The organism is Pseudomonas sp. LAIL14HWK12:I7, assembly GCF_000483465.1.
Lineage (GTDB): Bacteria > Pseudomonadota > Gammaproteobacteria > Pseudomonadales > Pseudomonadaceae > Aquipseudomonas > Aquipseudomonas kermanshahensis.
Genome location: NZ_KI519605.1, coordinates 87,819 through 111,324, shown reverse-complemented (window position 1 = coordinate 111,324; position 23,506 = coordinate 87,819). Strand labels below are relative to the sequence as shown.

The 23,506-nt window shown below is 63.0% G+C and carries 18 protein-coding genes; 6 read left to right on the top strand and 12 right to left on the bottom strand.

Going from position 1 to position 23,506, the window contains the following annotated elements; translation table 11 throughout:
• The first annotated feature begins 5 nt into the window (after nt 1–5).
• Genes D886_RS0119895 through D886_RS0119885 form a run of 3 tightly spaced genes read left to right on the top strand, consistent with a single transcriptional unit; the run spans nt 6 to nt 2,721 of the window.
• Complete coding sequence (locus D886_RS0119895) at nt 6–917, top strand: glycine betaine ABC transporter substrate-binding protein (protein WP_027595566.1); 912 nt, start codon at nt 6–8, stop codon at nt 915–917.
• The gene (locus D886_RS0119890; protein ID WP_008090677.1) at nt 914–1,567 is read left to right on the top strand and encodes an ABC transporter permease; all 654 of its coding nucleotides are present in this window, start codon (nt 914–916) and stop codon (nt 1,565–1,567) included. Before D886_RS0119895 ends, D886_RS0119890 begins: the two co-directional genes overlap by 4 nt.
• Complete coding sequence (locus D886_RS0119885) at nt 1,564–2,721, top strand: betaine/proline/choline family ABC transporter ATP-binding protein (protein WP_027595565.1); 1,158 nt, start codon at nt 1,564–1,566, stop codon at nt 2,719–2,721. Before D886_RS0119890 ends, D886_RS0119885 begins: the two co-directional genes overlap by 4 nt.
• 96 nt (nt 2,722–2,817) lie before the next feature.
• Here D886_RS0119885 and D886_RS0119880 read toward each other — a convergent pair whose 3' ends face one another.
• The 3 genes from D886_RS0119880 to D886_RS0119870 all read right to left on the bottom strand — a co-directional run bounded on the left by D886_RS0119880 (nt 2,818) and on the right by D886_RS0119870 (nt 6,818).
• The gene (locus D886_RS0119880; protein ID WP_027595564.1) at nt 2,818–5,247 is read right to left on the bottom strand and encodes a TonB-dependent receptor; all 2,430 of its coding nucleotides are present in this window, start codon (nt 5,245–5,247) and stop codon (nt 2,818–2,820) included.
• Between the two features lie 108 nt (nt 5,248–5,355).
• Nucleotides 5,356–6,318: a FecR family protein gene (locus D886_RS0119875; RefSeq protein WP_027595563.1), complete on the bottom strand. Its 963-nt coding sequence runs from the start codon at nt 6,316–6,318 to the stop codon at nt 5,356–5,358.
• A gap of 17 nt (nt 6,319–6,335) precedes the next feature.
• Entirely contained in the window at nt 6,336–6,818 is a 483-nt protein-coding gene (locus D886_RS0119870; protein ID WP_027595562.1) for a sigma-70 family RNA polymerase sigma factor, read from the bottom strand.
• A 505-nt stretch (nt 6,819–7,323) separates the two neighbouring features.
• On the opposite strand from D886_RS0119870, the gene D886_RS0119865 reads away from it, so the two are divergent.
• Nucleotides 7,324–8,487, top strand: coding sequence for a type III PLP-dependent enzyme (locus D886_RS0119865; protein WP_027595561.1), 1,164 nt, complete (start codon nt 7,324–7,326; stop codon nt 8,485–8,487).
• Between the two features lie 156 nt (nt 8,488–8,643).
• Here D886_RS0119865 and D886_RS0119860 read toward each other — a convergent pair whose 3' ends face one another.
• Both D886_RS0119860 and D886_RS0119855 read right to left on the bottom strand, forming a co-directional pair.
• Nucleotides 8,644–9,393 (bottom strand): tetratricopeptide repeat protein, encoded by a 750-nt coding sequence (locus D886_RS0119860; RefSeq protein ID WP_027595560.1) that lies wholly within the window; start codon nt 9,391–9,393, stop codon nt 8,644–8,646.
• 3 nt (nt 9,394–9,396) lie between these two features.
• Nucleotides 9,397–10,077, bottom strand: a complete 681-nt coding sequence (locus D886_RS0119855; RefSeq protein WP_027595559.1) for a Fe2+-dependent dioxygenase — start codon at nt 10,075–10,077, stop codon at nt 9,397–9,399.
• 221 nt (nt 10,078–10,298) lie between these two features.
• Between D886_RS0119855 and D886_RS0119850 the strand changes: the two genes are divergently transcribed.
• A complete protein-coding gene (locus D886_RS0119850; protein ID WP_027595558.1) occupies nt 10,299–12,605 on the top strand; it encodes a TonB-dependent siderophore receptor in 2,307 nt (768 codons plus the stop codon).
• Nucleotides 12,606–12,865: 260 nt separating this feature from the next.
• Nucleotides 12,866–15,421, top strand: a complete 2,556-nt coding sequence (locus D886_RS0119845) for a sulfite reductase flavoprotein subunit alpha (RefSeq protein ID WP_027595557.1) — start codon at nt 12,866–12,868, stop codon at nt 15,419–15,421.
• A 113-nt stretch (nt 15,422–15,534) separates the two neighbouring features.
• Here D886_RS0119845 and D886_RS0119840 read toward each other — a convergent pair whose 3' ends face one another.
• The 7 genes from D886_RS0119840 to ispG form a co-directional block, all read right to left on the bottom strand.
• Nucleotides 15,535–16,326, bottom strand: a complete 792-nt coding sequence (locus tag D886_RS0119840) for an amidohydrolase (RefSeq protein ID WP_027595556.1) — start codon at nt 16,324–16,326, stop codon at nt 15,535–15,537.
• Complete coding sequence (locus D886_RS0119835) at nt 16,314–17,462, bottom strand: pyridoxal phosphate-dependent aminotransferase (protein WP_027595555.1); 1,149 nt, start codon at nt 17,460–17,462, stop codon at nt 16,314–16,316. Before D886_RS0119835 ends, D886_RS0119840 begins: the two co-directional genes overlap by 13 nt.
• A 211-nt stretch (nt 17,463–17,673) precedes the next feature.
• Entirely contained in the window at nt 17,674–19,137 is a 1,464-nt protein-coding gene (der, locus tag D886_RS0119830; protein ID WP_027595554.1) for a ribosome biogenesis GTPase Der, read from the bottom strand.
• 117 nt (nt 19,138–19,254) lie between these two features.
• Nucleotides 19,255–20,397, bottom strand: coding sequence for an outer membrane protein assembly factor BamB (gene bamB, locus D886_RS0119825; RefSeq protein ID WP_027595553.1), 1,143 nt, complete (start codon nt 20,395–20,397; stop codon nt 19,255–19,257).
• A 1-nt stretch (nt 20,398) separates the two neighbouring features.
• Complete coding sequence (locus D886_RS0119820) at nt 20,399–21,040, bottom strand: tetratricopeptide repeat protein (protein WP_027595552.1); 642 nt, start codon at nt 21,038–21,040, stop codon at nt 20,399–20,401.
• A 39-nt stretch (nt 21,041–21,079) separates the two neighbouring features.
• Nucleotides 21,080–22,369, bottom strand: a complete 1,290-nt coding sequence (hisS, locus tag D886_RS0119815) for a histidine--tRNA ligase (RefSeq protein WP_027595551.1) — start codon at nt 22,367–22,369, stop codon at nt 21,080–21,082.
• A gap of 25 nt (nt 22,370–22,394) precedes the next feature.
• Nucleotides 22,395–23,504, bottom strand: coding sequence for a flavodoxin-dependent (E)-4-hydroxy-3-methylbut-2-enyl-diphosphate synthase (gene ispG / locus D886_RS0119810; protein ID WP_027595550.1), 1,110 nt, complete (start codon nt 23,502–23,504; stop codon nt 22,395–22,397).
• Between the last annotated feature and the right edge of the window lie 2 nt (nt 23,505–23,506).

The window sequence follows — 23,506 nt, the reverse complement described above, 5'->3', positions numbered from 1 at the left end:
AACGTATGAAGAAGAGAATCGCCTTGCTGCTCGGCGCAGCCCTGCTGTTTGCAGGTGTTGCCCAAGCAGCGGACAAACCGCTGGTGCGTATCGGTGCGCGGGTGTTCACCGAACAGACCGTGCTTGCCGAAATCACCGCCCAATACCTGCGCGCCAACGGCTTCGATGTGCGCGTGACCACCGGCCTTGGCAGCAGCATTGCACGCCAGGCGCAGGAAACCGGCCAGCTCGACCTGATGTGGGAGTACACCGGTGTGTCGTTGGTGTCGTACAACCACATCGATGAACGCATGCCAAACGCCGAAGCCACTTACGCCAAGGTCAAGGCGCTTGATGCGAAAAAAGACCTGATCTGGCTGACCCCGTCGAAATTCAGCAACACCTATGCCCTTGGCCTGCCTAAAGAGGTCGCCGAGGCCTACCCGCAGGTGAATACGATCAGCGACCTCAACCAGGTGCTACGTGACGAAAGCAAACGCAACCACCTGGTAGCCCTGGACACCGAGTTCGCCAATCGCCCGGACGGCCTGGTCGGCCTCAAAGCCATGTACGACCTGCAAGTCGGCAGGGCCAACATCCGCCAGATGGACGCGGGGCTGGTTTACACCGCCATGCACAACAACCAGGTGTTCGCCGGGCTGGTCTACACCACCGACGGGCGCCTGAACGCGTTCGACCTCAAGTTGCTCGAAGACGACAAGCACTACTTCCCTGACTACACCGCTGCGCCTGTCGTACGCAAAGCCGTGCTCGACGCCAACCCGCAACTGGCCGCCTTGCTCAAACCGCTGGCCGAGCAGCTCGACGACGACACCATGCGTCAGCTCAACGCCAAGGTCGACGTCGAACACCAGAACCCGACCGCCGTGGCCGCAGCCTTCCTGCGTGAACACCCCTTGAAGGAGGTACAGCCATGAGCCTGCTCGACACCTTCGCCCACCTCGATTGGGCCCAGGTCCTGCAATTGACCTGGCAGCACATCATGTTGGTCGGCATTGCCGTCAGCCTGGCCATCCTCGTTGGCGTGCCACTGGGCATCCTGATGACTCGCTTCCCGGCCGTCGCCGGCCCCCTGCAAGCCAGTGCCACGGTGCTGCTGACCATCCCCTCGATCGCCCTGTTCGGCCTGCTGCTGCCGTTCTATTCCAAGTTCGGCCAGGGCCTCGGCCCACTGCCGGCGATCACCGCCGTGTTCCTTTATTCACTGCTGCCGATTCTGCGCAACACCTACCTGGCGCTGACCAACGTCGAGCCCGGCATCCGTGAAGCCGCGCGCGGCATCGGCATGACCTTCGGCCAGCGCCTGCGCATGGTCGAACTGCCCATCGCGGTGCCGGTGATCCTGGCCGGTGTACGCACCGCCGTGGTGATGAACATCGGCGTGATGACCATTGCCGCGACCATCGGTGCTGGCGGCCTGGGCGTCCTCATCCTCACCTCCATCAGCCGCAGCGACATGTCGATGCTGCTGGTCGGCGCCGTATTGGTCAGCCTGCTGGCGATCATCGCCGACCTGCTGCTGCAAACCCTGCAACGTGCCCTGACTCCAGAAGGACTGCGCTCATGATCGAACTCAAGAACCTCAGCAAAACCTTCAACGTCAACGGCAAGGACGTCAAAGCCGTCGACGCGGTCAACCTCACCGTCAACGAGGGCGAAATCTGCGTGTTCCTCGGCCCCTCGGGCTGCGGCAAGAGCACCACGCTGAAGATGATCAACCGCCTGATCACGCCCACCTCGGGCCAAGTGTTCATCAATGGCGAAGACACCAGCGCGCTGGACGAAGTGACCCTGCGCCGGCGCATCGGCTACGTGATCCAGCAGATCGGCCTGTTCCCCAACATGACCATCGAAGAGAACATCACCGTGGTCCCCCGCCTGCTGGGTTGGGACAAGCAGAAGTGCCACGACCGCGCCCGCGAGCTGATGCACATGATCAAGCTCGAACCCAAGCAGTACCTGCAGCGCTACCCACGCGAGTTGTCCGGCGGCCAGCAGCAGCGTATTGGCGTGATCCGCGCCCTGGCGGCCGAGGCCCCGGTGTTGTTGATGGACGAGCCATTCGGCGCGGTCGACCCGATCAACCGCGAGATGATCCAGAACGAGTTCTTCGAGATGCAGCGGGCGCTGAACAAGACCGTGATCATGGTCAGCCACGACATCGACGAAGCGATCAAGCTGGGCGACAAGATCGCCATCTTCCGTGCCGGCAAGCTGTTGCAGCTGGACCACCCGGACACCCTGCTGGCGCACCCGGTGGATGATTTTGTCAGCAACTTCGTCGGCCAGGACAGCACATTGAAACGCCTGTTGCTGGTGCGCGCCGAGGATGCGGCAGACAACGCACCGTCGGTAAGCCCGGAGACGCCGGTGAGCGACGCGCTGGAGCTGCTGGACGAGCACGACCGCCGCTATGTGGTAGTGACCGATGCGCAGAACAAGGCGATGGGCTATGTGCGCCGGCGCGACATGCACCGCCAGCAAGGGACCTGTGGCGACTTCCTGCGCCAATTCAACGCCACGGCGTCGCACGATGAGCACTTGCGCATCCTGCTGTCGCGGATGTACGAGTTCAATCGGGCGTGGTTGCCGGTGCTGGATGCCGAGCAGGTGTTTTTGGGCGAGGTGACGCAGGAGTCGATTGCGGCTTACCTGAGCTCGGGGCGTTCGCGGGGGGCGAAGACCAGCATTGTTTCGCCGGCTGAGGCGGTGGTCTCCTGAAGAAATGAGTTGGCCTCTTCGCGGGTAAACCCGCTCCCACAGGTCCTGCGTAACTCCTGTGGGAGCGGGTTTACCCGCGAAGCAGGCGACGCTACATCAGAACCCTACACTGGCCTGCACATAGAACGTCCGCGGCTCACCCACATAAATCCCCGCATTGTTATCGCTGGAGCGGGTGAAGTACTGCTTGTCGAACAGGTTCTTCACCCCCGCCGCCAGCGTCAGGTTGGACAGCTTCGGCCCGAAGTCGTACCCACCGCGGGCATGCCAGGTCACGTAGCCCGGAATGTCGCCATACTGCCCATCGGCGCTCGGCTCGGTGATGTAGTCGCCATTGAAGCTGCCATCGGCATTGATACCGGTACCCGGCGCGCGCTGCTTGGATTGGGCGTAGGCGTCCAGGTTCCAGGTCCAGTGGTTGACCGCGTAACGCACGCCGGCAGTGGCCACCTGGCGTGAATAGAACGGCAGATCACGGCCCTTGAAACCAGGAATCTCCCCCTCGTAGGTCGCGCGGGTATAGGTATAGCCGCCATTGACCGACAGCCCCTCCAGCCGTGCATCCAGCCCGGCCAGGTCATAGCGCACCGACGCCTCGATCCCTTGGTGCTTGGTCGCACCCAGGTTGGTCCAGCCGACATCGTTGCTGATGTACTGCAGCTCGTCATCGAAGTCGATATAGAACGCTGTCAGCTCACCGGCGAAGCCGCCATTGTCATAACGCGTACCCACCTCGTAGGTCTTGGCCTTTTCCGGCTCCAGGCCATTGGCCGTGCTGTTGCCGGTGCCGCCTTGGCCCAGCTGGAAGTACTGCAGGCTGCCGAACGAGGTCTCGTAGTTGGCGAACACCTTCCAGGCATCGGAGAGGTGGTACATCACACTCAGCGCCGGCAGCGGCTCGTTGCTGGTGATGCTGCGCTTTTTCTCCGCCACCGGGCGGTTGTTAGCGTCTAGCACCGGGCGGTCGCGCCAGTCGGTGTTGATGTGCTCAAAGCGCACGCCCGGGGTGATGGTCCAGTTGCCGACGTCGATCTTGTCATCGATGTAGTAGGCGCTGGCTTCGGTGCCGCCGCTGCGGTCCTGGAACACGTGGCCGTCGGAGGTCGGGGTCGACGTCGGTACGTTGTCGATCAGCGCCAGGCGGGTCGACTGCTCGCGCATGGCTTCTTTCAGGTAGCGATAGCCAACACTGACTGCCTGGGTGGTCGGGCCGGCGAAGAAGATCCGCGACACCCGCGGCTCGATGGCGAAGGTGTGGTAGTTGCGTGGGTACGAGGACAGGGTCTTCATGTCACGCGAGGCGATGGCACTGCCGCGAAAACTGTCGGTGTAGTAGGTCAGCACTTCGAACTGGGTGGCGTCGTCGAGCTGGCGCTGCCACTTGAACGACACGTCTTTGCGCCGGCCGGCAAAGTAGTCGTAGTCACGCAGCGACTGGTACGGGTTGCTGTCGTACTGAGCTTGGGTCAAGCCACCGGGCATGTCGGCACGGCCATCGTAGTAGTGGAAGTTGAGCCAGAACTCGTCGACGTCGGTCGGCGCCCAGTGGGTCTTGAGGATGACGTCGTCGATGTCATTGCCGTTGTTGCTCTCGCGGTAGCCGTTGCCGTTCACCCCGGTGTACAACAGCGCAACGCCCATGCCGTTGTCGGCGGTGCCGCCGACGAAGGCCGATTCGGTGTGCTTCCAGCCGCCGTGCTGCGAGGTTTCCAGGGTGGTGGAAAGTTGCGCCGAGGCCTGCTCCGGGATTGCCCGGGTGACGAAGTTGATCACCCCACCGACATTCTGCGGGCCATAGCGCACAGAGCCGGCACCGCGCACCACGTCGATGCTGTCGAGGTTGCCCGAAGAGATCGGCGCCATCGACAACTGCGGCTGGCCATAGGGGGCGAAGGCAGCCGGGATGCCATCGATCAACACGGTCGAGCGTGGTGACAAACGCGAGGTCAGGCCGCGCACGCCAACGTTCAGGGACAGGTCGCTGCCACCGGTGCCATTGGAATCCTGCACCTGTACGCCAGGGATACCGCGCAGCACGTCACGCACGTTCATCGCGCCCTTCTCCACCATGGCCTCACGCCGCACCACGGTGCGCGCGCCTGGGTGGTTCTGGACCACGGCCTGGTCAGCATCGCCCAGCCAGTCGCCGACAACCTTGATGTCAGTGGGCGCCAGCTCCAGGCTACCGCTGCCCAGGTCGAGCGTGGTGGGCAGTGGCTTGACCACCACGGTGTCCTGCGACACCTCGAACGTCAGCCCGCTGCCTTGCAGCAACTGTTGCAGCGCCTGCACCGGCGCCAGGTTGCCGGACACTGCCGGGGCCTGCTTACCAGCCACAAGCTCCGGGCGGTAGAACAGCTGCAGGTTGGTTTGTTGGCCCAGCTGGCTCAGCGCCGAAGCCAGCGGTTGCGCCTGGATCTGAATGGCAGTGCCGGCCTGCTCGGCCTGGCTGTTGACGGCCACGGCACTGACCGCAAGGGCCAGCGCCAGGGCGCGCACGCGTGGGAAAGGCTTGTTGTTGTTCACGTCGTCAAGACATCCTGAAGTTCGGGATAAACGCCAACCGCATGCAAATGGAAATGCTTGGCAGTTGCAGCTGGCGAGGAAGACGAACGGGCTGAAAAAAACCTGAATCTATTTCGCGATTATTTCGCGAGAACCGTCTTCATGGGCTTTGATAGCCACCGGCAGAATGCTCGGCAAGGCGCGCAACAAGGCATCGGTGTCGTCGCTGCTGAAGGTGCTGGACAGGCGCAACTGCGCCACCTTGCCGGGGGCAACGCGCAGCGGCTCAGTGCGGTAGCGCGACACTTCGGCCACCACCTCGGCCAGGGTGGCGTTGTCGAACACCAGCTTGCCCTGGCGCCAGGCGGTAAGCGCGGCGGCATTGACCGCGAAGGGAGGCGTCACCTTGCCTTGTGCGTCTATATGCGCGCCCAGGCCGGCCGTCAGTTGCGCCTGCGAGGCATCCTTGCCCTGCACACGCACCGAACCCTGCTCCACCGCCACGCGGGTGGCGGCCGGGTCCAGGCGCACATCGAAGCGGGTGCCGGTGACGGTCACGCGGCCTTGGGCGGTGTCGACCACAAACGGCCGGCTGCTGTCGTGGGCCACGATGAACATCGCTTCGCCGGCATTCAGCTGGATGTGCCGACGCCCCGCGCTGAAATCGACCTGCAGTTGCGTGCCGCCGTTCAGCGTCAGTTGCGACCCATCCGGCAACGCGACCTGCCGCCGTTCGGCAAAGGCGGTCTGCAACTGGCCCTGATGGTTGAGGCGCTGGTACTGCCAGCCACTCCAGCCTAAGCCCAGGGCAACCACCGCCACCCCGGCCACCAATGCCTGGCGTGCCAGGCGCCGGCGCGGCAGTTGATGCACCGGTTCTGGTTGGCACAGCGCCTCGAGGCGCTGGCGCGGAATGAAGTCGGCGGCGCGCCACAGGCTGGCAAGCTGCTCGAATTCATCGCGATGGCGCGGGTCCGCTGCCAACCAGGTGTGCAAGCGCGCCTGCAGCTCGGCATCCCGCGGCGCGTCCTGCACGCGGGCGAACCATTCGGCTGCCTGCTCGCGGACGGTGTCGGTGCCGTGCTGTTTCATCGAGGTCTCCTGACTCATCATCCCGACACATCCAGGTGTTCACGCAGGTGTCGGAGCGTGCGGATCATATACTTTTCGACCATGTTCTTGCTCAAGCCCATGCGCTGAGCGATCTCGGCCTGGGTCAGGCCTTCGAGCTTCTGCCAGATGAACACCCGGCGGCAGTTTAGGGGCAATTCGGCCAGCGCCCGTTCGACGCTGTCGGCCAGCTCCAGGGCGTGCACGTAGGCTTCGGGGTCGCCGCTGCTGCTTGTGCTGCTTTCATCGAACACTTCCAGCGCCTGGCGCCGGTCCTCGCGGCGAAAACCATCCACGGCAATGTTGCGCGCCGTCTGGTGCAGGTAAGCGCGTGGCTGCTCGACCTGCTCGCGGGGGTTCTCCAGAACCCTGACGAAGGCATCGTGCGTGAGGTCCTCGGCCTGCTGGCGACTGCGCAGCTTGCGCGTCCAGGTGCCGATCAGCTCATGGTAGTGGTCGAGGAAGCCTTTGTGTGCGGACACGGTGGTAGTCGTCAGGGAGGCAGACAAGGGTGCGAATAGTAATGTTTCTCATCAAAACCGGCAAATCCGCCAGTCGGTAACAAAAAATTTTTGCGGATTTCATGGACGGGTGTGCCAGCAAATCGTGGCCATAAATATGAACACCACCGGCCCCTTCGCGGGTAAACCCGCTCCCACAGGCATAGCGTAATCCCTGTGGGAGCGGGTTTACCCGCGAAAGGGACAACACGGTCTATTCCACAATTTTTTACGCTTGCGAACCCCAGGGGAACATCTGCCGGTCACATGAGTCGGTTATTCAAATGGCAGGTCGTCGATCCGCGACGAACACGCCCGGATTGCCTGTTGATCTTGCATTCTTCACGCCCTAAAGTGCGCGCCGAACGTCCATGCTGGAAACGATCCATCCGGCTCAAGTACTGAGTAGGCGAACCAAAGTGGGGATACGGAGGACGTTCAGTTTGCAGCCACTTATCTTTTCAGTTTGCCCATGGAGTCCCTGAGCATGTCGATCCAGGTCGAAGACTATTTCGCGCGTGACACCTTCCAGAAAATGAAGGCGTTCGCCGACAAGCAGGAAACCCCGTTCGTACTCATCGATACCCAGATGATCAGCCAGGCCTATGACGACCTGCGCGCCGGTTTCGAATTCGCCAAGGTCTACTACGCGGTCAAGGCCAACCCGGCGGTCGAGATCATCGACCTGCTCAAAGAAAAAGGTTCAAGCTTCGACATCGCCTCGATCTACGAGCTGGACAAAGTGATGGACCGTGGCGTCAGCGCCGACCGCATCAGCTACGGCAACACCATCAAGAAATCCAAGGACATCCGCTACTTCTACGAGAAGGGCGTGCGCCTGTATGCCACCGACTCGGAAGCCGACCTGCGCAACATCGCCAAGGCCGCACCGGGCTCCAAGGTTTACGTGCGTATCCTCACTGAAGGCTCGACCACTGCCGACTGGCCGCTGTCGCGCAAATTCGGCTGCCAGACCGACATGGCCATGGACCTGCTGATCCTCGCCCGCGACCTGGGCCTGGTGCCCTACGGCATTTCCTTCCACGTGGGCTCGCAGCAGCGCGACATCAGCGTCTGGGACGCTGCCATCGCCAAGGTCAAGGTGATCTTCGAGCGCCTGAAAGAAGAAGACGGCATCGAACTGAAGCTGATCAACATGGGTGGCGGCTTCCCGGCCAACTACATCACCCGTACCAACAGCCTCGAAACCTACGCCGAAGAAATCATCCGCTTCCTGAAGGAAGACTTCGGTGACGACCTGCCGGAAATCATCCTCGAGCCAGGCCGTTCGCTGATCGCCAACGCCGGCATCCTGGTCAGCGAAGTGGTGCTGGTGGCGCGCAAGTCGCGCACCGCGGTCGAGCGCTGGGTGTACACCGACGTGGGCAAGTTCTCGGGCCTGATCGAAACCATGGACGAGTCCATCAAGTTCCCGATCTGGACCGAGAAGAAAGGCGAGATGGAAGAAGTGGTCATCGCCGGCCCGACGTGCGACAGCGCCGACATCATGTACGAGCACTACAAGTACGGCCTGCCGCTGAACCTGGCGATCGGTGACCGCCTGTACTGGCTGTCGACCGGTGCCTACACCACCAGCTACAGCGCAGTGGAATTCAACGGCTTCCCGCCGCTGAAGGCCTACTACCTGTAATGAACAACGGGGCCGCAAGGCCCCGTTTTCATGTGTGCTGGCTTGTGCCGGCCTCTTCGCGGGGCAAGCCCGCTCCCACAGGACCCTGATGTGCCACAGGCAACAGATAACTTGTGGGAGCGGGCTTGCCCCGCGAAGAGGCCAGCAGTCTAGACATCATTCCCCGCGCTGTTCGAGTTCCTCGGCATACCCTGCTGCATACCCCGCCAGCAACGGCCCAGCCCCACGCAATGTAGCCACCGCACTGCGCAAGAAATTCACATTCCCCTCAACCCGCGCCCGCTCCAGCCAAGGCCCGGCTTCAGTCAGTTGCCCCCGCTCGACCAGCACCATCGCCAAACTGAACATCCCGCGAAAGTCCCCCGCCTCGGCCGAACGCCGATACCAGCGCACCGCCCGCGCCGGGCTTGCCGCCGTGGCAATGCCCTGCTCCAGGTAACGCCCGTACAGGTTCATCGACTTGGCATGCCCCAACTGCGCGGCCTTCTCGTAACAGACCAAGGCCTGGGCCTGGTTGGCCGGCACCCCGCGCCCGGTGGCCAGCAGGTTGCCCAAATTGTAAAGGCCCCAGTCCAGCCCGGCGTCTGCCGCCCGGGCATAGTGAATGGCCGCCTGCGTCAGGCTGACTTCACCGCCCCAGCCATGCTCCAGGCAACGCCCCAGCATGTTGCAGGCCATGACACTGCCTCCCTGCGTGGCAATGGCGAACCAGCGCCGGGCCAGGTCTACATCCTGCTCAATACCGCGCCCATCGAGCAGAATCTGACCCAGCAGCAACTGCGCCTCGACCACCCCCTCCCCCGCTGCCGCCAGGATCGCCTGGGCCGCCTTGCCGGGGCTGTCTTCGAGCATGGCCTTGAGGCCTGCAACATCCACCACTTCTTCACGACGCAACGGGTATGACACGGTTCAGACCTCAGCCCAGCGGCGCAGCAGGTTGTGGTAAGTCCCCGTCAACTGCAGCAGCGATGGGTGATCGGGCACATCGGCAGTGAGTTGCTGGATGGCATTGTCCATCTCGAACAGCAGCGCACGCTGGCTGTCCTCGCGCACCAGGCTCTGCGTCCAGAAAAACGCCGCATAACGCTGGCCGCGGGTCACCGGGTTGACCTTGTGCAGGCTGGTGCCGGGGTACAGCACCAGGTCGCCCGCTGCCAACTTCACCTGCTGCACGCCATAGGTGTCCTGGATCACCAGTTCGCCACCGTCGTAGCTGTCCGGGTCGCTGAGGAACAGCGTCGAGGACAAGTCGGTACGCACGCGCTCCGGGCTGCCCTTGGGCTGGCGCAGCGCATTGTCGATGTGGAAGCCGAAGTTGCCGCCTTCGCGGTAGCAGTTGATCAGCGGTGGAAACACCTTGTGCGGCAGCGCTGCTGACATGAAGCGCGGCGTGTTCCACAGGCGGTCAATCAGCGCGCTGCCCAGTTCCTTGGCCAGCGGGTGGCCTTCAGGCAACTGCAGGTTGTGCTTGGCCTTGGCCGATTGATACCCGGCAGTGACCTTACCATCGGCCCAATCAGCCTGCTCCAGCGCCTCGCGGATACGCGTGAGTTCGTCGGCATCGAACAGGCCGGGAATGTGAAGCAGCATGGCGACGGCACCTGGGCAAATGTAAAGGCGTCAATGATATTGATTCCCTTTTACATACCACAAGCCCCATTCGCCGCTTAAGACGTTTCAGCCACTGAAAACCGTAAAGCCAAACTGTAAAGATTGTAAATTCTTCACGAATGGTAACTACTCTCAATTGTTAGTCACAATTGCTTACATTAAGATCCGCCGCCTTATCACCTTGGGGAAGGTCCTTACCAATGCGTCACTACGTGCCATCTGCTGTGAGTTCACCACGCCTGATCGTGACCGCCATCGGCGTCGCCATCACTGCTTCGACCGCCTACGCTGCCGAGCCTGCCGCCAACAACGCTGTCACCCTGGATGCCACCAGCGTCAACGGCAAGGCCGAACAGGCCAGCACCGATTACAAGGTCGAGAAAGCCTCATCGCAGAAGTACACCGCGCCGCTGGTAGACACGCCACGCTCGGTCACGGTGATCCCGCAACAGGTCATCAAGGACACCAACGCCCTCAGCCTGCAGGACGCCCTGCGCACGGTACCTGGCATCACCTTTGGTGCCGGTGAAGGCGGCAACCCGCAAGGTGACCGGCCATTCATCCGCGGCTTCGACGCCCAGGGCGACACCTACCTGGACGGCGTACGCGATACCGGCGCGCAAACCCGCGAGATCTTCGCCATCGAGTCGGTGGAAGTGGCCAAGGGCCCGAACTCGGCCATCGGTGGCCGTGGCGCAGCAGGCGGCACCATCAACCTGGTGAGCAAGCGCGCGCACCTGGGCAACTCGCTGGATGGCGCCTGGACCTGGGGCAGTGACCAGACCCAACGCTACACCTTCGATGGCAACTACCAGTTCAGCGACACGGTGGCCGGTCGTCTCAACCTGATGACCCACGAGAGCAACGTCGCCGGCCGCGACAAGGTCAACTACGACCGCTGGGGCATCGCCCCGTCCCTGGCTTTCGGCCTGGGCACCCCGACCCGCGTCAACCTCGACTACTACCACCTGGAAAGCGACGACCTGCCGGATTCCGGCATCCCGTACACCATTCCTACCGGTGGTAGCGGCGCCCGTACCTCGGCGCACCCGAGCAAACCGTACGATGGCGGTGACAGCGACAACTTCTATGGCCTGACCGGCCGCGACTTCCGCAAGAGCCGCGTCGACATCGCCACCTTCGCGATCGAGCACGACCTGACGGACGCGCTGACCATCAAGAACACCCTGCGTCACGGCAACAGCATGCAGGATTACATCCTGACCCAGCCTGACGACAGCAAGGGCAACGTCAACAACGGCAGCGTCTGGCGCCGCGCCAACAGCCGCGTTGGCAACACCGCCACCACCACCAACCAGACCGACCTGTTTGGCGAGTTCTATGTGGGTGGGATGAAGAACAGCTTCTCCACCGGCATCGAGCTGAGCCGGGAAGAGAGCAAGCGTTCGTCGTACAACGTTGATACCGCAACTGGCGGCTCGTCTGCCACGGCGTGTAACCCAAGCCTGATCGGCGCCAACAGCGGCTACAACTGCACCTCGTTGAGCAATCCGAACCCGGATGATCCGTGGAATGGCGCGATCTCGCGCAACTACGCTGGCACCGATACCAAGAGCAATACCCGCGCCCTGTACGTCTTCGACACCTTGGAGCTGACGCCTGACTGGCTGCTGAACATGGGCCTGCGCTACGACCACTTTGACACCCAGTACCGTACCTACGATGCCGCTGGCGCCACCGTGGTCAACGCCAAGGGCGTGGCCTCCAAGGGCCGTGATACCAGCGAGTTCGTCACCGGCCAACTGGGCCTGGTCTGGAAGCCGGCCGAAAACGGCAGCATCTATGTCTCCTACGCCACCTCCGCGACGCCACCCGGCGCGATGCTCGGCGAGGGCACCGAAGGCAACCCACTGGGCAACACCAGCGACCGCGCCGGCAACCTGCTGAGCAGCGACATGGAGCCGGAAGAAACCACCAACTACGAGATCGGCACCAAGTGGGACCTGCTCGACCAGCGCCTGTCCCTGGCCGCCGCGCTGTTCCGCACCGAGAAGGAAAACGCCCGCGTTCAGGTGGACACCACCACCTACGAAAACGTCGGCGAAACCCGCGTGCAGGGTATCGAGCTGTCGGCCAGCGGCAAGCTCACTGACAAGTGGCAGGTCTTTGCCGGCTACACCTACATGCAGGCGCGCCAGATCGATGGCGGCGCCCTGGGCAAGGTTAACGATGGCAACCAGCTGCCGAACACACCGAACAACAGCGCCAGCCTGTGGACCACGTATTCGATCACGCCGAAGCTGACCGTCGGGGGTGGCGCGTTCTATGTGGATGACGTGTACGGCAGCGTGGCCAACACCACCATGGTTGACAGCTACGTGCGCTACGACGCCATGGCCGCCTACAAGCTGACCAAGAACGTCGACCTGCAGCTGAACGTGCAGAACCTGACCAACGAGGTGTACTACGACAAGGCGTTCTCCACCCACTTCGCCAACCAGGCGGCTGGGCGGACGGCGCTGCTGACCACCAGCGTTCACTTCTGATGTCGGGATTGGGTTGATCTGTTGAATGGGCTGTGCCTGTGCCGGCCCTTTCGCGGCTAAAGCCGCTCCCACAGGTATTCCACTGACCTCGAGTTTCGTGGTGTCCCTGTGGGAGCGGCTTTAGCCGCGAAGAGGCCGGCACAGGCTACATACAACCGGTAAACAACACCCACCCCTGCCCCGTTCATTGAGCGGGGCTTTTGCGTATCAAGGCATAATGCACGCCGCCTGAACTGAAACGGCAAGACAAGGTGATCGATGTGGTGAAGAAGACGCTGTTCCAATTGCACTGGTTCTTTGGCATCACCGCTGGCCTGGTGCTGGCCTTGATGGGCATCACCGGGGCGATCTGGTCGTTTCAGGAAGAACTGCTTCGGGCCTTCAATGCCGATGTGCTGAAGGTCGAAGTACGCCCCGAGGGCGTATTACCGCCCGCCGAACTGGTGCAGCGAGTCGAGGCCGCACGAGGCGACAAGGTCGCGATGCTGTGGGTGGACCTGCACGAAGGCAACGCTGCGCGGATCTTCTTCACACCGCCGCCAGGCCAGCGCCGTGGTGAGCTGCGTTATGCCGACCCGTACACCGGCGAGCTCAAGGGTGAAGTGGCCGGGCAGGACTTCTTCAACCTGATGCTCAACCTGCACCGGTTCCTGGCCATGGGCGACAGCGGCCGGCAGATCACCGGTGCCTGCACCCTGATGCTGATCTTCTTCTGCCTCTCTGGCCTGTACCTGCGCTGGCCGCGCAAGGCGCTCAACTGGCGGGTCTGGCTGACCTTCGAATGGGCCAAGAAAGGCCGCGCCTTCAACTGGGACCTGCACGCCGTGGCCGGTACCTGGTGCCTGCTGTTCTACCTGCTGTTCGCCCTCACCGGCCTGTTCTGGTCCTATGAATGGTACCGCGAAGGCCTGAACAAACTGCTGGCCGATACGCCGGCAGCGGGCCAGCAGCAAAAACGCGGCGAAGGCCGTGGCCGCCACGGGCCACAGAAGGTCGACAAGAACGCACCGCCGCTGGTGGTCGACTACGACGCTATCTGGGCCAACCTCAAGGAGGCCGCGGGCCCGGGCCTGGCCATGTACAACCTTCGCCTGCCACCGGCAGGTGGCCAGCCGGCCAACCTCTTCTACCTAGTGGACGATGCCGCGCACCCGCGCGCCTTCAACACGCTGGTCCTCGACCCGGCCACCGGCCAGGTGAAAAGCCACGACCGCTACACCGACAAATCCTTCAAGGCGCAGTTGCTGCAGAGCGTTTACGCCCTGCACGTAGGCGAATACTTCGGCTTGCCGGGCCGGATCATCGTCACCCTCGCCAGCCTGACCATGCCGCTGTTCTTCGTCACCGGCTGGCTGCTGTACCTTGACCGCCGCCGCAAGAAACGCCAGGTTCGCGCTGCCCGAGGCGGCGTCGACAGCACCCAGGCTGGCAGCGACAGCTGGCTGATCGGCTTTGCCAGCCAGAGCGGCTTCGCCGAACAGCTGGCCTGGCAAAGTGCCGGGCAATTGCAGGCGGCTGGCCTGCCGGTGCAAGTCCGTGCCTTGGCCGAACTGGGCGAGGATGACTTGCGCCAGGCCCGTCGCGCCTTATTCGTGGTCAGTACCTTCGGCGATGGCGAAGCGCCAGATAGCGCCCGCGCGTTCGAGCGCAAGGTGCTTGGCCAACCCTGGGCGCTGAACAACCTGCACTATGCCGTGCTCGCCCTAGGCGACCGCCAATACCCGCACTTCTGCGGCTTTGCCCGTCGCCTGCAGGCTTGGTTGGGTGAACGCGGCGCCAGCACGGCGTTCAGCCCGGTGGAGGTGGACAACGCCGACCAGGCGGCGCTGCAACAATGGCAACAGGCACTGGCGCAGCTGACGGGGGCCCAGCCGGTCACGGCCTGGCAGCCGCCGAGTTTCGGCAACTGGACGCTGGTGCAACGTGAGTTGATGAACCCGGGCAGCCAGGGCTTGCCGGTCTACCTGATCGGCCTGCGCCCCGAGGAGCCTGCCAGCTGGCAAGCCGGCGACCTGGTAGAAATCCTGCCGCGCAATGCTCAGCTGCGGGTCGACGCCTTCCTCGACGGCCTGGGCCTGGATGCCAACGCCCCCGTGCAGCTCGACGGCCTGAGCGAGACCTTGGGCCAGGCGCTGGCCAGCCGTCAGTTGCCCAGCCGGCGCGATCAGTTGGTGGGCTTGCACGCGCAGGCGCTGGTCGATGCGCTGGTACCGATCGGCACGCGTGAATACTCCATCGCTTCGATCGCCAGTGACGGTGTATTGGAATTGATCGTGCGCCAGGAACGTCACCCGGATGGCAATTTCGGGCTGGGGTCTGGTTGGCTGACCGAGTACCTGCCGGTGAATGGCCTGCTGAACGTGCGCCTGCGCCGCAACAGTGGCTTCCACCTGCCCGAGTCACCGGTGCCGATGATTCTGATCGGCAACGGTACTGGCCTGGCTGGGCTGCGCAGCCTGCTGCGCGCGCGGGTCAACGCGGGCGAACAACGCAATTGGCTGCTGTTCGGTGAACGTAACCGCGCGCATGACCTGCTGTGCGGCAACGAACTGCAAGGCTGGCTCGACAGCGGCGATTTGGCACGCCTGGACCTGGCGTTTTCGCGGGATCAGGCCGAGAAGGTGTATGTGCAGGATGTGTTGCTGCAGCAGGCTGAAGCGTTCAAGCGCTGGGTGGCGGATGGCGCCTGTGTGTATGTCTGCGGCAGCTTGCAGGGCATGGCGGCCGGCGTTGATGCGGCGCTCAAGGGCATTCTCGGCGATGAAATGGTCGAGCAACTGATCGAGGATGGGCGGTATCGGCGGGATGTGTACTGATCAGATATTGATGTAAAGGCATCTGGCCCTTTCGCAGCACAAGGCTGCTCCTACAGGTGTAGCGCATAACGTGTAGGAGCAGCCTTGTGCTGCGAAAGGGCCAGTGCAGGCTGTTAGTGCAGCTCGAAGGTATCGGCATCCAGGTTCGCCGGGAACTTGGCCCGGTACGCCGCCAGCTCCGCCGCTCTCAACACCACCGTGAACACCCCGTCCGCTTCGCCAGCACTGAGCAGGCTCTCGCCCTGGAAGTCCAGCACCTGGCTGTCACCGGAATAGGCGAAGCCTTTGCCATCGGTGCCCACGCGGTTCACCGCCGCGACAAAGCACAGGTTCTCGATGCCCCGCGCCGGCAGCAGTCGGTTCCAGTGCTGGCGGCGCGCCGCCGGCCAGTTGGCGGTGTACAGCAGCAGGTCGGTGTCCTGGGCATCACGGCTCCACACCGGGAAGCGCAGGTCGTAGCAGATCAACGGGCGCACCCGCCAGCCCTTGATCTCGAACTGCACCTGACGCTCACCGGGGGTGTAATGCTTGTGCTCGCCCGCCATGCGGAACAGGTGGCGCTTGTCGTAGTGCAAGATCTCACCGTCCGGGCGCGCCCACAGCAGGCGATTACGGTGGCTGCCATCGGCGGCCTGGATGATCACGCTGCCGGTGATCACCGCGTTGTACTTCTTCGCCTGGGCCTTGAGCCATTTGTAGGTCGGGCCGTTCTCGGGCTCGGCCAGGCTTTCGGACTGCATCGAGAAGCCGGTGGTGAACATCTCTGGCAGGATCACCAGGTCCACCTCACCCACTTGCTTCAGCAGTTCCTCGAAGTGCGCATAATTGGCCTCGCGGTCGTGCCAGGCCAGGGTGGTCTGCACCAAGGCGATTTTCAGGTCGGGCAGTGTACTCAGATCGCGCATAGTTTTTCCGCCGCCTGACGCAGCGTCTCCTCACGTTTGGCAAAGCACAGGCGCACCAGGCGTTGCTCGGGGATGGGTTGCTGGTAGAACACCGACACCGGAATGGTCGCCACGCCGTGCTCACGGGTCAGCCACAACGACATCTCGACATCGTTCAGGTCCGGGCGGATCTGCGAATAGTCCACCAGCTGGAAATAGGTGCCGGCCGTACGGCGGAAACTGAAGCGCGAACCTTCGAGCAAGTCGCAGAACAGGTCGCGCTTGGCCTGGTAGAAGCCTGGCAGTTCATCGAGGTGCTCGGGGTGCTCGGCCATGAAGTCGGCCAGCGCGCACTGCAACGGCGTGACGCCGCAGAAATTGACGTACTGGTGCACCTTGCGCAGCTCCGCGCTCAGGGCCGGCGGGGCGATCACGTAGCCGGTTTTCCAACCGGTCACATGGTAGGTCTTGCCGAACGAACTGACCACGAAGGCACGGTTATAGAGCTCGGCATGGGCCAGCACGCTGGCGTGGCGTACGCCGTCATAGACCAGGTGCTCGTAGACTTCGTCGCTGACCAGGTAGATATCGCGCTCAGCGATCAGCTGCGCCAGCTGGTCCAGGTCTTCACGGGTGATCAGCGCGCCGCTGGGGTTATGCGGCGAGTTGAGGATGACCATGCGTGTACGCGGGCTGAGGGCATCGCTGAACCGCTGCCAGTCGATGCGGAAGTCGCCGTCGCTCAATTGCACATGCACACAACGGCCACCGGCCAATTCCACCGACGGCTCGTAGCTGTCATAGCACGGGTCGAAGACGATGACTTCGTCACCGGCCTGGATCACCGCTTGAATGGCGCAAAAGATTGCCTCGGTGGCACCTGGGGTGATGGTCACTTCGTGATCGGCATCCACCTGTGCGCCATACAACCGTGCGACCTTGGCCGCTACCTGCTGGCGCAGGGCCGGCAGGCCAGTCATTGGCGCGTACTGGTTATGCCCGGCGGCCACATGCCGGCCCACTGCATCGAGCAACGCCTGCGGGCCGTTGAAGTCGGGGAAGCCTTGGGAAAGGTTGAGCGCACCGGTCTGCACGGCGAGCTGGGACATGGTGGTGAAGATGGTCGTGCCGACATTCGGCAGTTTGCTGCGGATCATGGAGCCCTCTTTCCTGGGGTTTATCCGGCACGGGGTGGAGTCCGAGCATAGCGGATCGAGCGGTCAGGAAAAAGGTTGAAACAATAGGGGGATTGCGTTGGATCAAAGGGCCCCTTCGCGGCTAAAGCCGCTCCCACAGGTACTGCGCTGCACTCGATGACTGCGCTATCCCTGTGGGAGCGGCTTTAGCCGCGAAGAAGTCGACGCGAAATCAGCGCTTGTCGCGGCGCTTCTTCTCGGCCTTCTTGTGGTGCGACATCAAGCGGCGCTTCTTGTTGACCTGGCGATCGGTGAGGGTGTTTTTCTTGCCCTCGTACGGGTTCTCACCACCTTTATACTCGATGCGGATCGGCGTACCGACCAGTTTCAGCACGCGGCGGTAGGTGTTTTCCAGGTAACGCGAGTACGACTTGGGAATGCTCTCGGTCTGGTTGCCGTGGATCACGATCAGCGGCGGGTTGGCACCGCCCAGGTGGGCATAACGCAGCTTGATGCGGCGGCCATTGACCAACGGCGGCTGGTGCTCGCTGACCGCATCTTCGAGGATCTGCGTCAGGCGGCTGGTTGGCCAACGGGTGACCGCCGACGTGAACGCGGCCTGTACCGACTTGTACAGGTTGCCCACGCCCGTGCCGTGAAGCGCGGAAATGAAGTGGATGTCGGCGAAATCGACGAAGAACAGCCGGCGCTCCAGCTCGGTCTTCACGTAGGCGCGCTCACCCGACTCCATGCCATCCCATTTGTTCAGGGCGATGACGATGGCGCGGCCGGCTTCGAGGGCAAAGCCCAGCAGGTTCAGGTCGTGGTCGACCACACCTTCGCGGGCATCCATGACGAAGATGACCACGTTGGCGTCTTTGATCGCCTGCAGCGTCTTGACCACCGAGAACTTCTCGACTTCCTCGTGGATCTTGCCGCGCTTGCGCACCCCGGCGGTGTCGATGAAGGTGTACTTGTCGCCATCGCGCTCGAACGGGATGTAGATACTGTCTCGGGTGGTGCCTGGCTCGTCGTAGACCACCACGCGCTCTTCGCCGAGCATGCGGTTGACCAAGGTCGACTTGCCGACGTTCGGGCGGCCGATGATGGCGATCTTGATGCCATCTTTTTCGCTTGGGCCAGGAATGCGCGCGGCTTCCTCGCCTTCGGCGACGTCCTGGTCGAGGGCTTCGTCCTCGGCATCACGCGGCAGGTGGCCGAGCACGGCTTCCATCAGGGCGTTGATACCACGGCCCTGGGAGCCCGCCACCGGAATGGCGTTGCCCATGCCCATCGGCGAGAACTCGGCACGCGCAACGTCGGGGTCGATGTTGTCGATCTTGTTGGCAACCAGAATCGCCGACTTGTTGCGCTTGCGCAGGTGCTCGGCAATCATCTGGTCGGCTGCGGTCATGCCCGCACGGGCATCGACCAGGAACAGCACATAGTCGGCTTCTTCGATGGCCATGAGCGACTGCTCGGCCATTTTCTCGTCCATGCCCACTTCGTCACCGGTGATACCGCCGGTGTCGATCAGGATGAAAGAACGACCCTGCCAGGAGGCATCACCATACTGGCGGTCACGGGTCAGGCCCGACAGGTCACCGACGATGGCATCGCGGGTCTTGGTCAGGCGGTTGAACATGGTGGATTTGCCGACGTTCGGCCGTCCCACCAGGGCGATTACGGGAACCATGCGGCTCTCCACTCTTGAATTCTTGAAAATGCAAAGGCCGCTGCAAGGCAGCGGCCGGAGTTTGTGCGGCGTTTCCTACACCGCGGCTCAAGACCGTTGGCGGTCTTGAGCTTAGCTTCAGCGGACGGTCAGTGCCTCGAGCTTGCCGCTGTTGCCGAAGACGTAGATGGTGTCGCCGACCACCAGGGGCCGGGCGCGCAGGCCATCGCTGTCGATTCGTTCACGGCCGACGAAGCGGCCATCGACCTGGCTGAGCAGGTGCAGGTAACCCTCGAAGTCCCCGACAGCCACGTAGCTGGAGAACACTTCCGGTGCCGACAGCTGACGGCGAGCCATGGAATCGTTGGTCCACAGGGCGCTGGAAGAGCGCTCGTCGACGCTTTCAACGGTACCCGAGGCTTCGCTGACATAGACGTTACCGTAACCCTGGGCGACACCCACATAGCTGGACGCATCACGCTGCCACAGCACGCGGCCGCTTTCCAGATCCAGGCCCGCTACGCGGCCCTGGTAGGTGCTGACGTACAGAGTACCACCGGACAGCAGCAAGCCGCCGTCGATATCTACCACGCGGTCCAACTCGGAACGCCCCTGCGGGATGGCCACACGGCTCTCCCACACTGGCACGCCGTTGTTGATATCCACCGCGATCACTTTACCGGTGGACAGGCCGGCAACCGCCAGGCGGTTGGTCGCGATCGGTGCACCGGTGCCGCGCAGGGTCAGTACGGCCGGGGTGTTTTCGTAGATCCAGCGGCGGTCGCCGGTCGCGGCATCGAGGCCGATCAGGCGGTCGTCCTGGGTCTGCACTACCACCACGTCGCCGTTGTTGGCGGGCGGTGCCAGCACTTCACTGGTCACGCGCGAACGCCAGCGCTCTTCACCGGTGCTGGAGTCCAACGCGATGACCTCGCCTTTGAGGGTGCCGAGCATGACCAGCCCGTAACCCACGCCGACAGCGCCCGACACTTGCAGGTCCAGGTCTTTTTTCCACACCACGTCGCCGGTGATACGGTCGAGGGCGAAGACTTCGCCGTTGACGTCGGAGGCGTAGATACGGTCGTTTTCGATGGCCGGTACCAGGGTGTTGTACGTCTCGCCCTGGCCGTCACCGATCGAGCGGCTCCACTGCTTTTTCAGTACCACTTCCTCGGTGAACTTGGTCAGCTCGGCCGGGGGCAGTTCCTTCTTGCTGTTGCTGCTGCAACCCGCGGCCAGTACGGCCAGGGTCAGCACTGCTGCTTGTTTCCAACCGATCACGTCACGCGTCCCCTTTGGCCAAGTCATCCAGCTTCAGTTGCAGGCCACCGACCGCTGCTTCATCCGACAGCGAGGCCTTGGCTTTCTCATAAGCGCTGTGAGCATCGTCGGCGCGACCCAGCTGCACCAGCAGGTCACCCTTCAATTCTTCGCGGCTGGCCAGGAACGCCTTGTCGGCATCGCCGTCGAGCAGCTTGAGTGCCTCTTCGGCCTTGTCCTGGGCAGCCAGTACACGGGCCAGGCGCTGGCGCGAAATCTCGCCCAGGGTGGCATCGGCTGGCTTGTCCAACACAGCTTTGAGCTCGGCAGCAGCGTCGTCGAGCTTGCCGCTCTCGACCGCGACCTTGGCCACGAACAGGCTGCCGTACTGGGCGTAGGCGGTACCACCGAACTCGCTCTTGAGCTTGCCGGCCAGTTCCGCGACCTTGGTTGCGTCAGGCTGGCCACTCGGCGTCAGGCTGGTTTCAAGCAAAGCCTGGTACAGCTGCGAGGCACCTTGCGACTGGTTGTTCTGGTACTTGTGCCAGGTATTCCAGCCCAGTACCACCACACCGGCCAGCAACGCGCCCGTCAGCAGCGGCTTGCCGTTGCGGTTCCACCAGTCCTTGACCCCTGCCAGGTCATCATCATCGGTACTCGACACCCCAATACTCCTTTTCGCCTATTCGCTTGTTGGACCGCGTTACGCCTGTGCGACCGCGGTTTCCAGGTGCTCAGCCAGAGCATCCCAGGCAATGTTCTGTTGTTCGCCCTGACCACGCAGGGGCTTGAAGCCGATCGCTTGCTGGGCCAGCTCGTCGTCGCCAAGAATCAGGGCGAACAGCGCGCCGCTCTTGTCGGCTTTCTTGAACTGGCTCTTGAAGCTGCCACCCCCAGCGTTGACCACCAGGCGCAGGCCTGGCAGACGATCACGCAGGCGTTCGGACAAGCGCAGGCCAGCCAGCTCGGCCTGTTCGCCGAAGGCGCAGAGGTAGACGTCGACCTGACGGCTGATCGACTCGGGCACCTTGCCCAGGGTCTCCAGCAGCAGGATCAGGCGCTCGATACCCATGGCGAAACCAACGCCGGTGGTCGGCTTGCCGCCCATCTGCTCGACCAGGCCGTCGTAGCGGCCACCGGCGCAAACAGTGCCCTGGGCGCCGAGCTTGTCGGTGACCCACTCGAACACGGTCTTGCTGTAGTAGTCCAGGCCACGCACCAGCTTGGTGTTGATCACGAACGGGATACCGGCAGCCTCCAGACGGGCCTTGAGGCCCTCGAAGTGCACGCGGGATTCTTCGTCCAGGTAATCTTCGAGCTTCGGCGCGCCAACCAGCACCGCCTGGGTGTTCTGGTCCTTGCTGTCGAGGATGCGCAGCGGGTTGCTCTTCAGGCGACGCTGGCTGTCTTCGTCCAACTGCTCGAGGCGTGCCGAGAGGAACTCGACCAGCGCATCACGGTAGCGGGCACGGGCTTCGCTGGTACCCAGGCTGTTGAGCTCGAGCTTGACCGCGTCCTGGATGCCCAGCAGGCCCCACAGGCGCCAGGTCAGCATGATCAGCTCGGCGTCGATGTCCGGCCCGTCAAGGTTGAACACTTCCACGCCGATCTGGTGGAACTGGCGGTAGCGGCCCTTTTGCGGGCGCTCGTGGCGGAACATCTGGCCGATGTACCAGAGTTTCTGCACCTGGCCGTTGCCGGTGATGCCATGTTCCAGCACGGCACGCACACAGGCGGCAGTGCCTTCGGGGCGCAGGGTGAGCGAATCGCCGTTGCGGTCCTCGAAGGTGTACATCTCTTTTTCGACGATGTCGGTCACTTCACCGATGGAGCGCTTGAACAGCTCGGTGAACTCGACGATCGGCGTGCGGATCTGGCTGTACCCGTAGGTGTCCAGCAGGCCGGCCACGGTGCCCTCGAAGTAGCGCCACAGTGGCGACTGTTCAGGCAGGATGTCGTTCATGCCACGGATGGCTTGCAGCGATTTGCTCACGAAAAGTCCTTACGAATTCTGTGTGTCAGCCACGGGCGATCAGCGCCGCGTCGGCTTCGACCTTTTCGGCCGCTTTCTGGCGGATGAGCTTTTCGAGCTCATCGACCAGGTTGTCATTGGTCAGCTTCTGCGCCGGCTTGCCGTCGATGTAGATCAGGTTCGGCGTGCCGCCGGTCAGCCCTACGTGGGCTTCCTTGGCTTCGCCGGGGCCGTTGACCACGCAACCGATCACCGCGACGTCCAGCGGCACCAACAGGTCTTCCAGGCGCCCTTCCAGCTCGTTCATGGTCTTGACCACATCGAAGTTCTGCCGCGAGCAGCTTGGGCAGGCGATGAAGTTGATGCCACGCGAACGCAGATGCAGCGACTTGAGGATGTCGTAACCGACTTTCACTTCCTCGACCGGGTCAGCAGCCAGCGAGATACGAATGGTATCGCCGATGCCTTCGGCCAGCAGCATACCGAGGCCGACGGCGGATTTCACTGTCCCCGAGCGCAGGCCACCGGCTTCGGTGATGCCCAGGTGCAGGGGCTGGATGATCTGCTTGGCCAACAGGCGGTAGGCTTCGACGGCCATGAACACGTCGGAGGCCTTGACGCTGACTTTGAAGTCCTGGAAGTCCAGGCGGTCCAGGTGCTCGACATGGCGCAGCGCCGACTCGACCAGCGCGGCTGGGGTCGGTTCGCCGTACTTCTTCTGCAGGTCCTTTTCCAGGGAGCCTGCGTTGACGCCGATACGGATCGGGATACCGCGGTCGCGGGCCGCATCGACCACGGCACGCACACGGTCTTCACGGCCGATGTTGCCCGGGTTGATGCGCAGGCAGTCGACGCCCAGTTCGGCCACACGCAAGGCGATCTTGTAGTCGAAGTGAATATCGGCAACCAGCGGCACGCTGACCCGTTGCTTGATGCGGCCGAAGGCCTCGGCGGCGTCCATGTCTGGCACCGAGACACGCACGATGTCGACACCGGCATCCACCAGGCGCTGGATCTGCCCGACGGTGGCATCGACATCGTTGGTGTCGGTGTTGGTCATGCTTTGTACCGCGATGGGCGCATCACCACCCACCGGCACATTGCCGACCCAGATTTTGCGGGATTCGCGACGTTTGATCGGAGATTCGCCGTGCATGA

What these genes read in the sequence shown, in the direction of transcription:
- D886_RS0119840 (WP_027595556.1), bottom strand. Translation starts at nt 16,326, where the DNA reads ATGCGCGATCTGAGTACACTGCCCGACCTGAAAATCGCCTTGGTGCAG.
- D886_RS0119895 (WP_027595566.1), top strand. Translation starts at nt 6, where the DNA reads ATGAAGAAGAGAATCGCCTTGCTGCTCGGCGCAGCCCTGCTGTTTGCA.
- der (WP_027595554.1), bottom strand. Translation starts at nt 19,137, where the DNA reads ATGGTTCCCGTAATCGCCCTGGTGGGACGGCCGAACGTCGGCAAATCC.
- D886_RS0119855 (WP_027595559.1), bottom strand. Translation starts at nt 10,077, where the DNA reads ATGCTGCTTCACATTCCCGGCCTGTTCGATGCCGACGAACTCACGCGT.
- D886_RS0119850 (WP_027595558.1), top strand. Translation starts at nt 10,299, where the DNA reads ATGCGTCACTACGTGCCATCTGCTGTGAGTTCACCACGCCTGATCGTG.
- ispG (WP_027595550.1), bottom strand. Translation starts at nt 23,504, where the DNA reads ATGCACGGCGAATCTCCGATCAAACGTCGCGAATCCCGCAAAATCTGG.
- D886_RS0119890 (WP_008090677.1), top strand. Translation starts at nt 914, where the DNA reads ATGAGCCTGCTCGACACCTTCGCCCACCTCGATTGGGCCCAGGTCCTG.
- D886_RS0119875 (WP_027595563.1), bottom strand. Translation starts at nt 6,318, where the DNA reads ATGAAACAGCACGGCACCGACACCGTCCGCGAGCAGGCAGCCGAATGG.
- D886_RS0119835 (WP_027595555.1), bottom strand. Translation starts at nt 17,462, where the DNA reads ATGATCCGCAGCAAACTGCCGAATGTCGGCACGACCATCTTCACCACC.
- D886_RS0119865 (WP_027595561.1), top strand. Translation starts at nt 7,324, where the DNA reads ATGTCGATCCAGGTCGAAGACTATTTCGCGCGTGACACCTTCCAGAAA.
- D886_RS0119885 (WP_027595565.1), top strand. Translation starts at nt 1,564, where the DNA reads ATGATCGAACTCAAGAACCTCAGCAAAACCTTCAACGTCAACGGCAAG.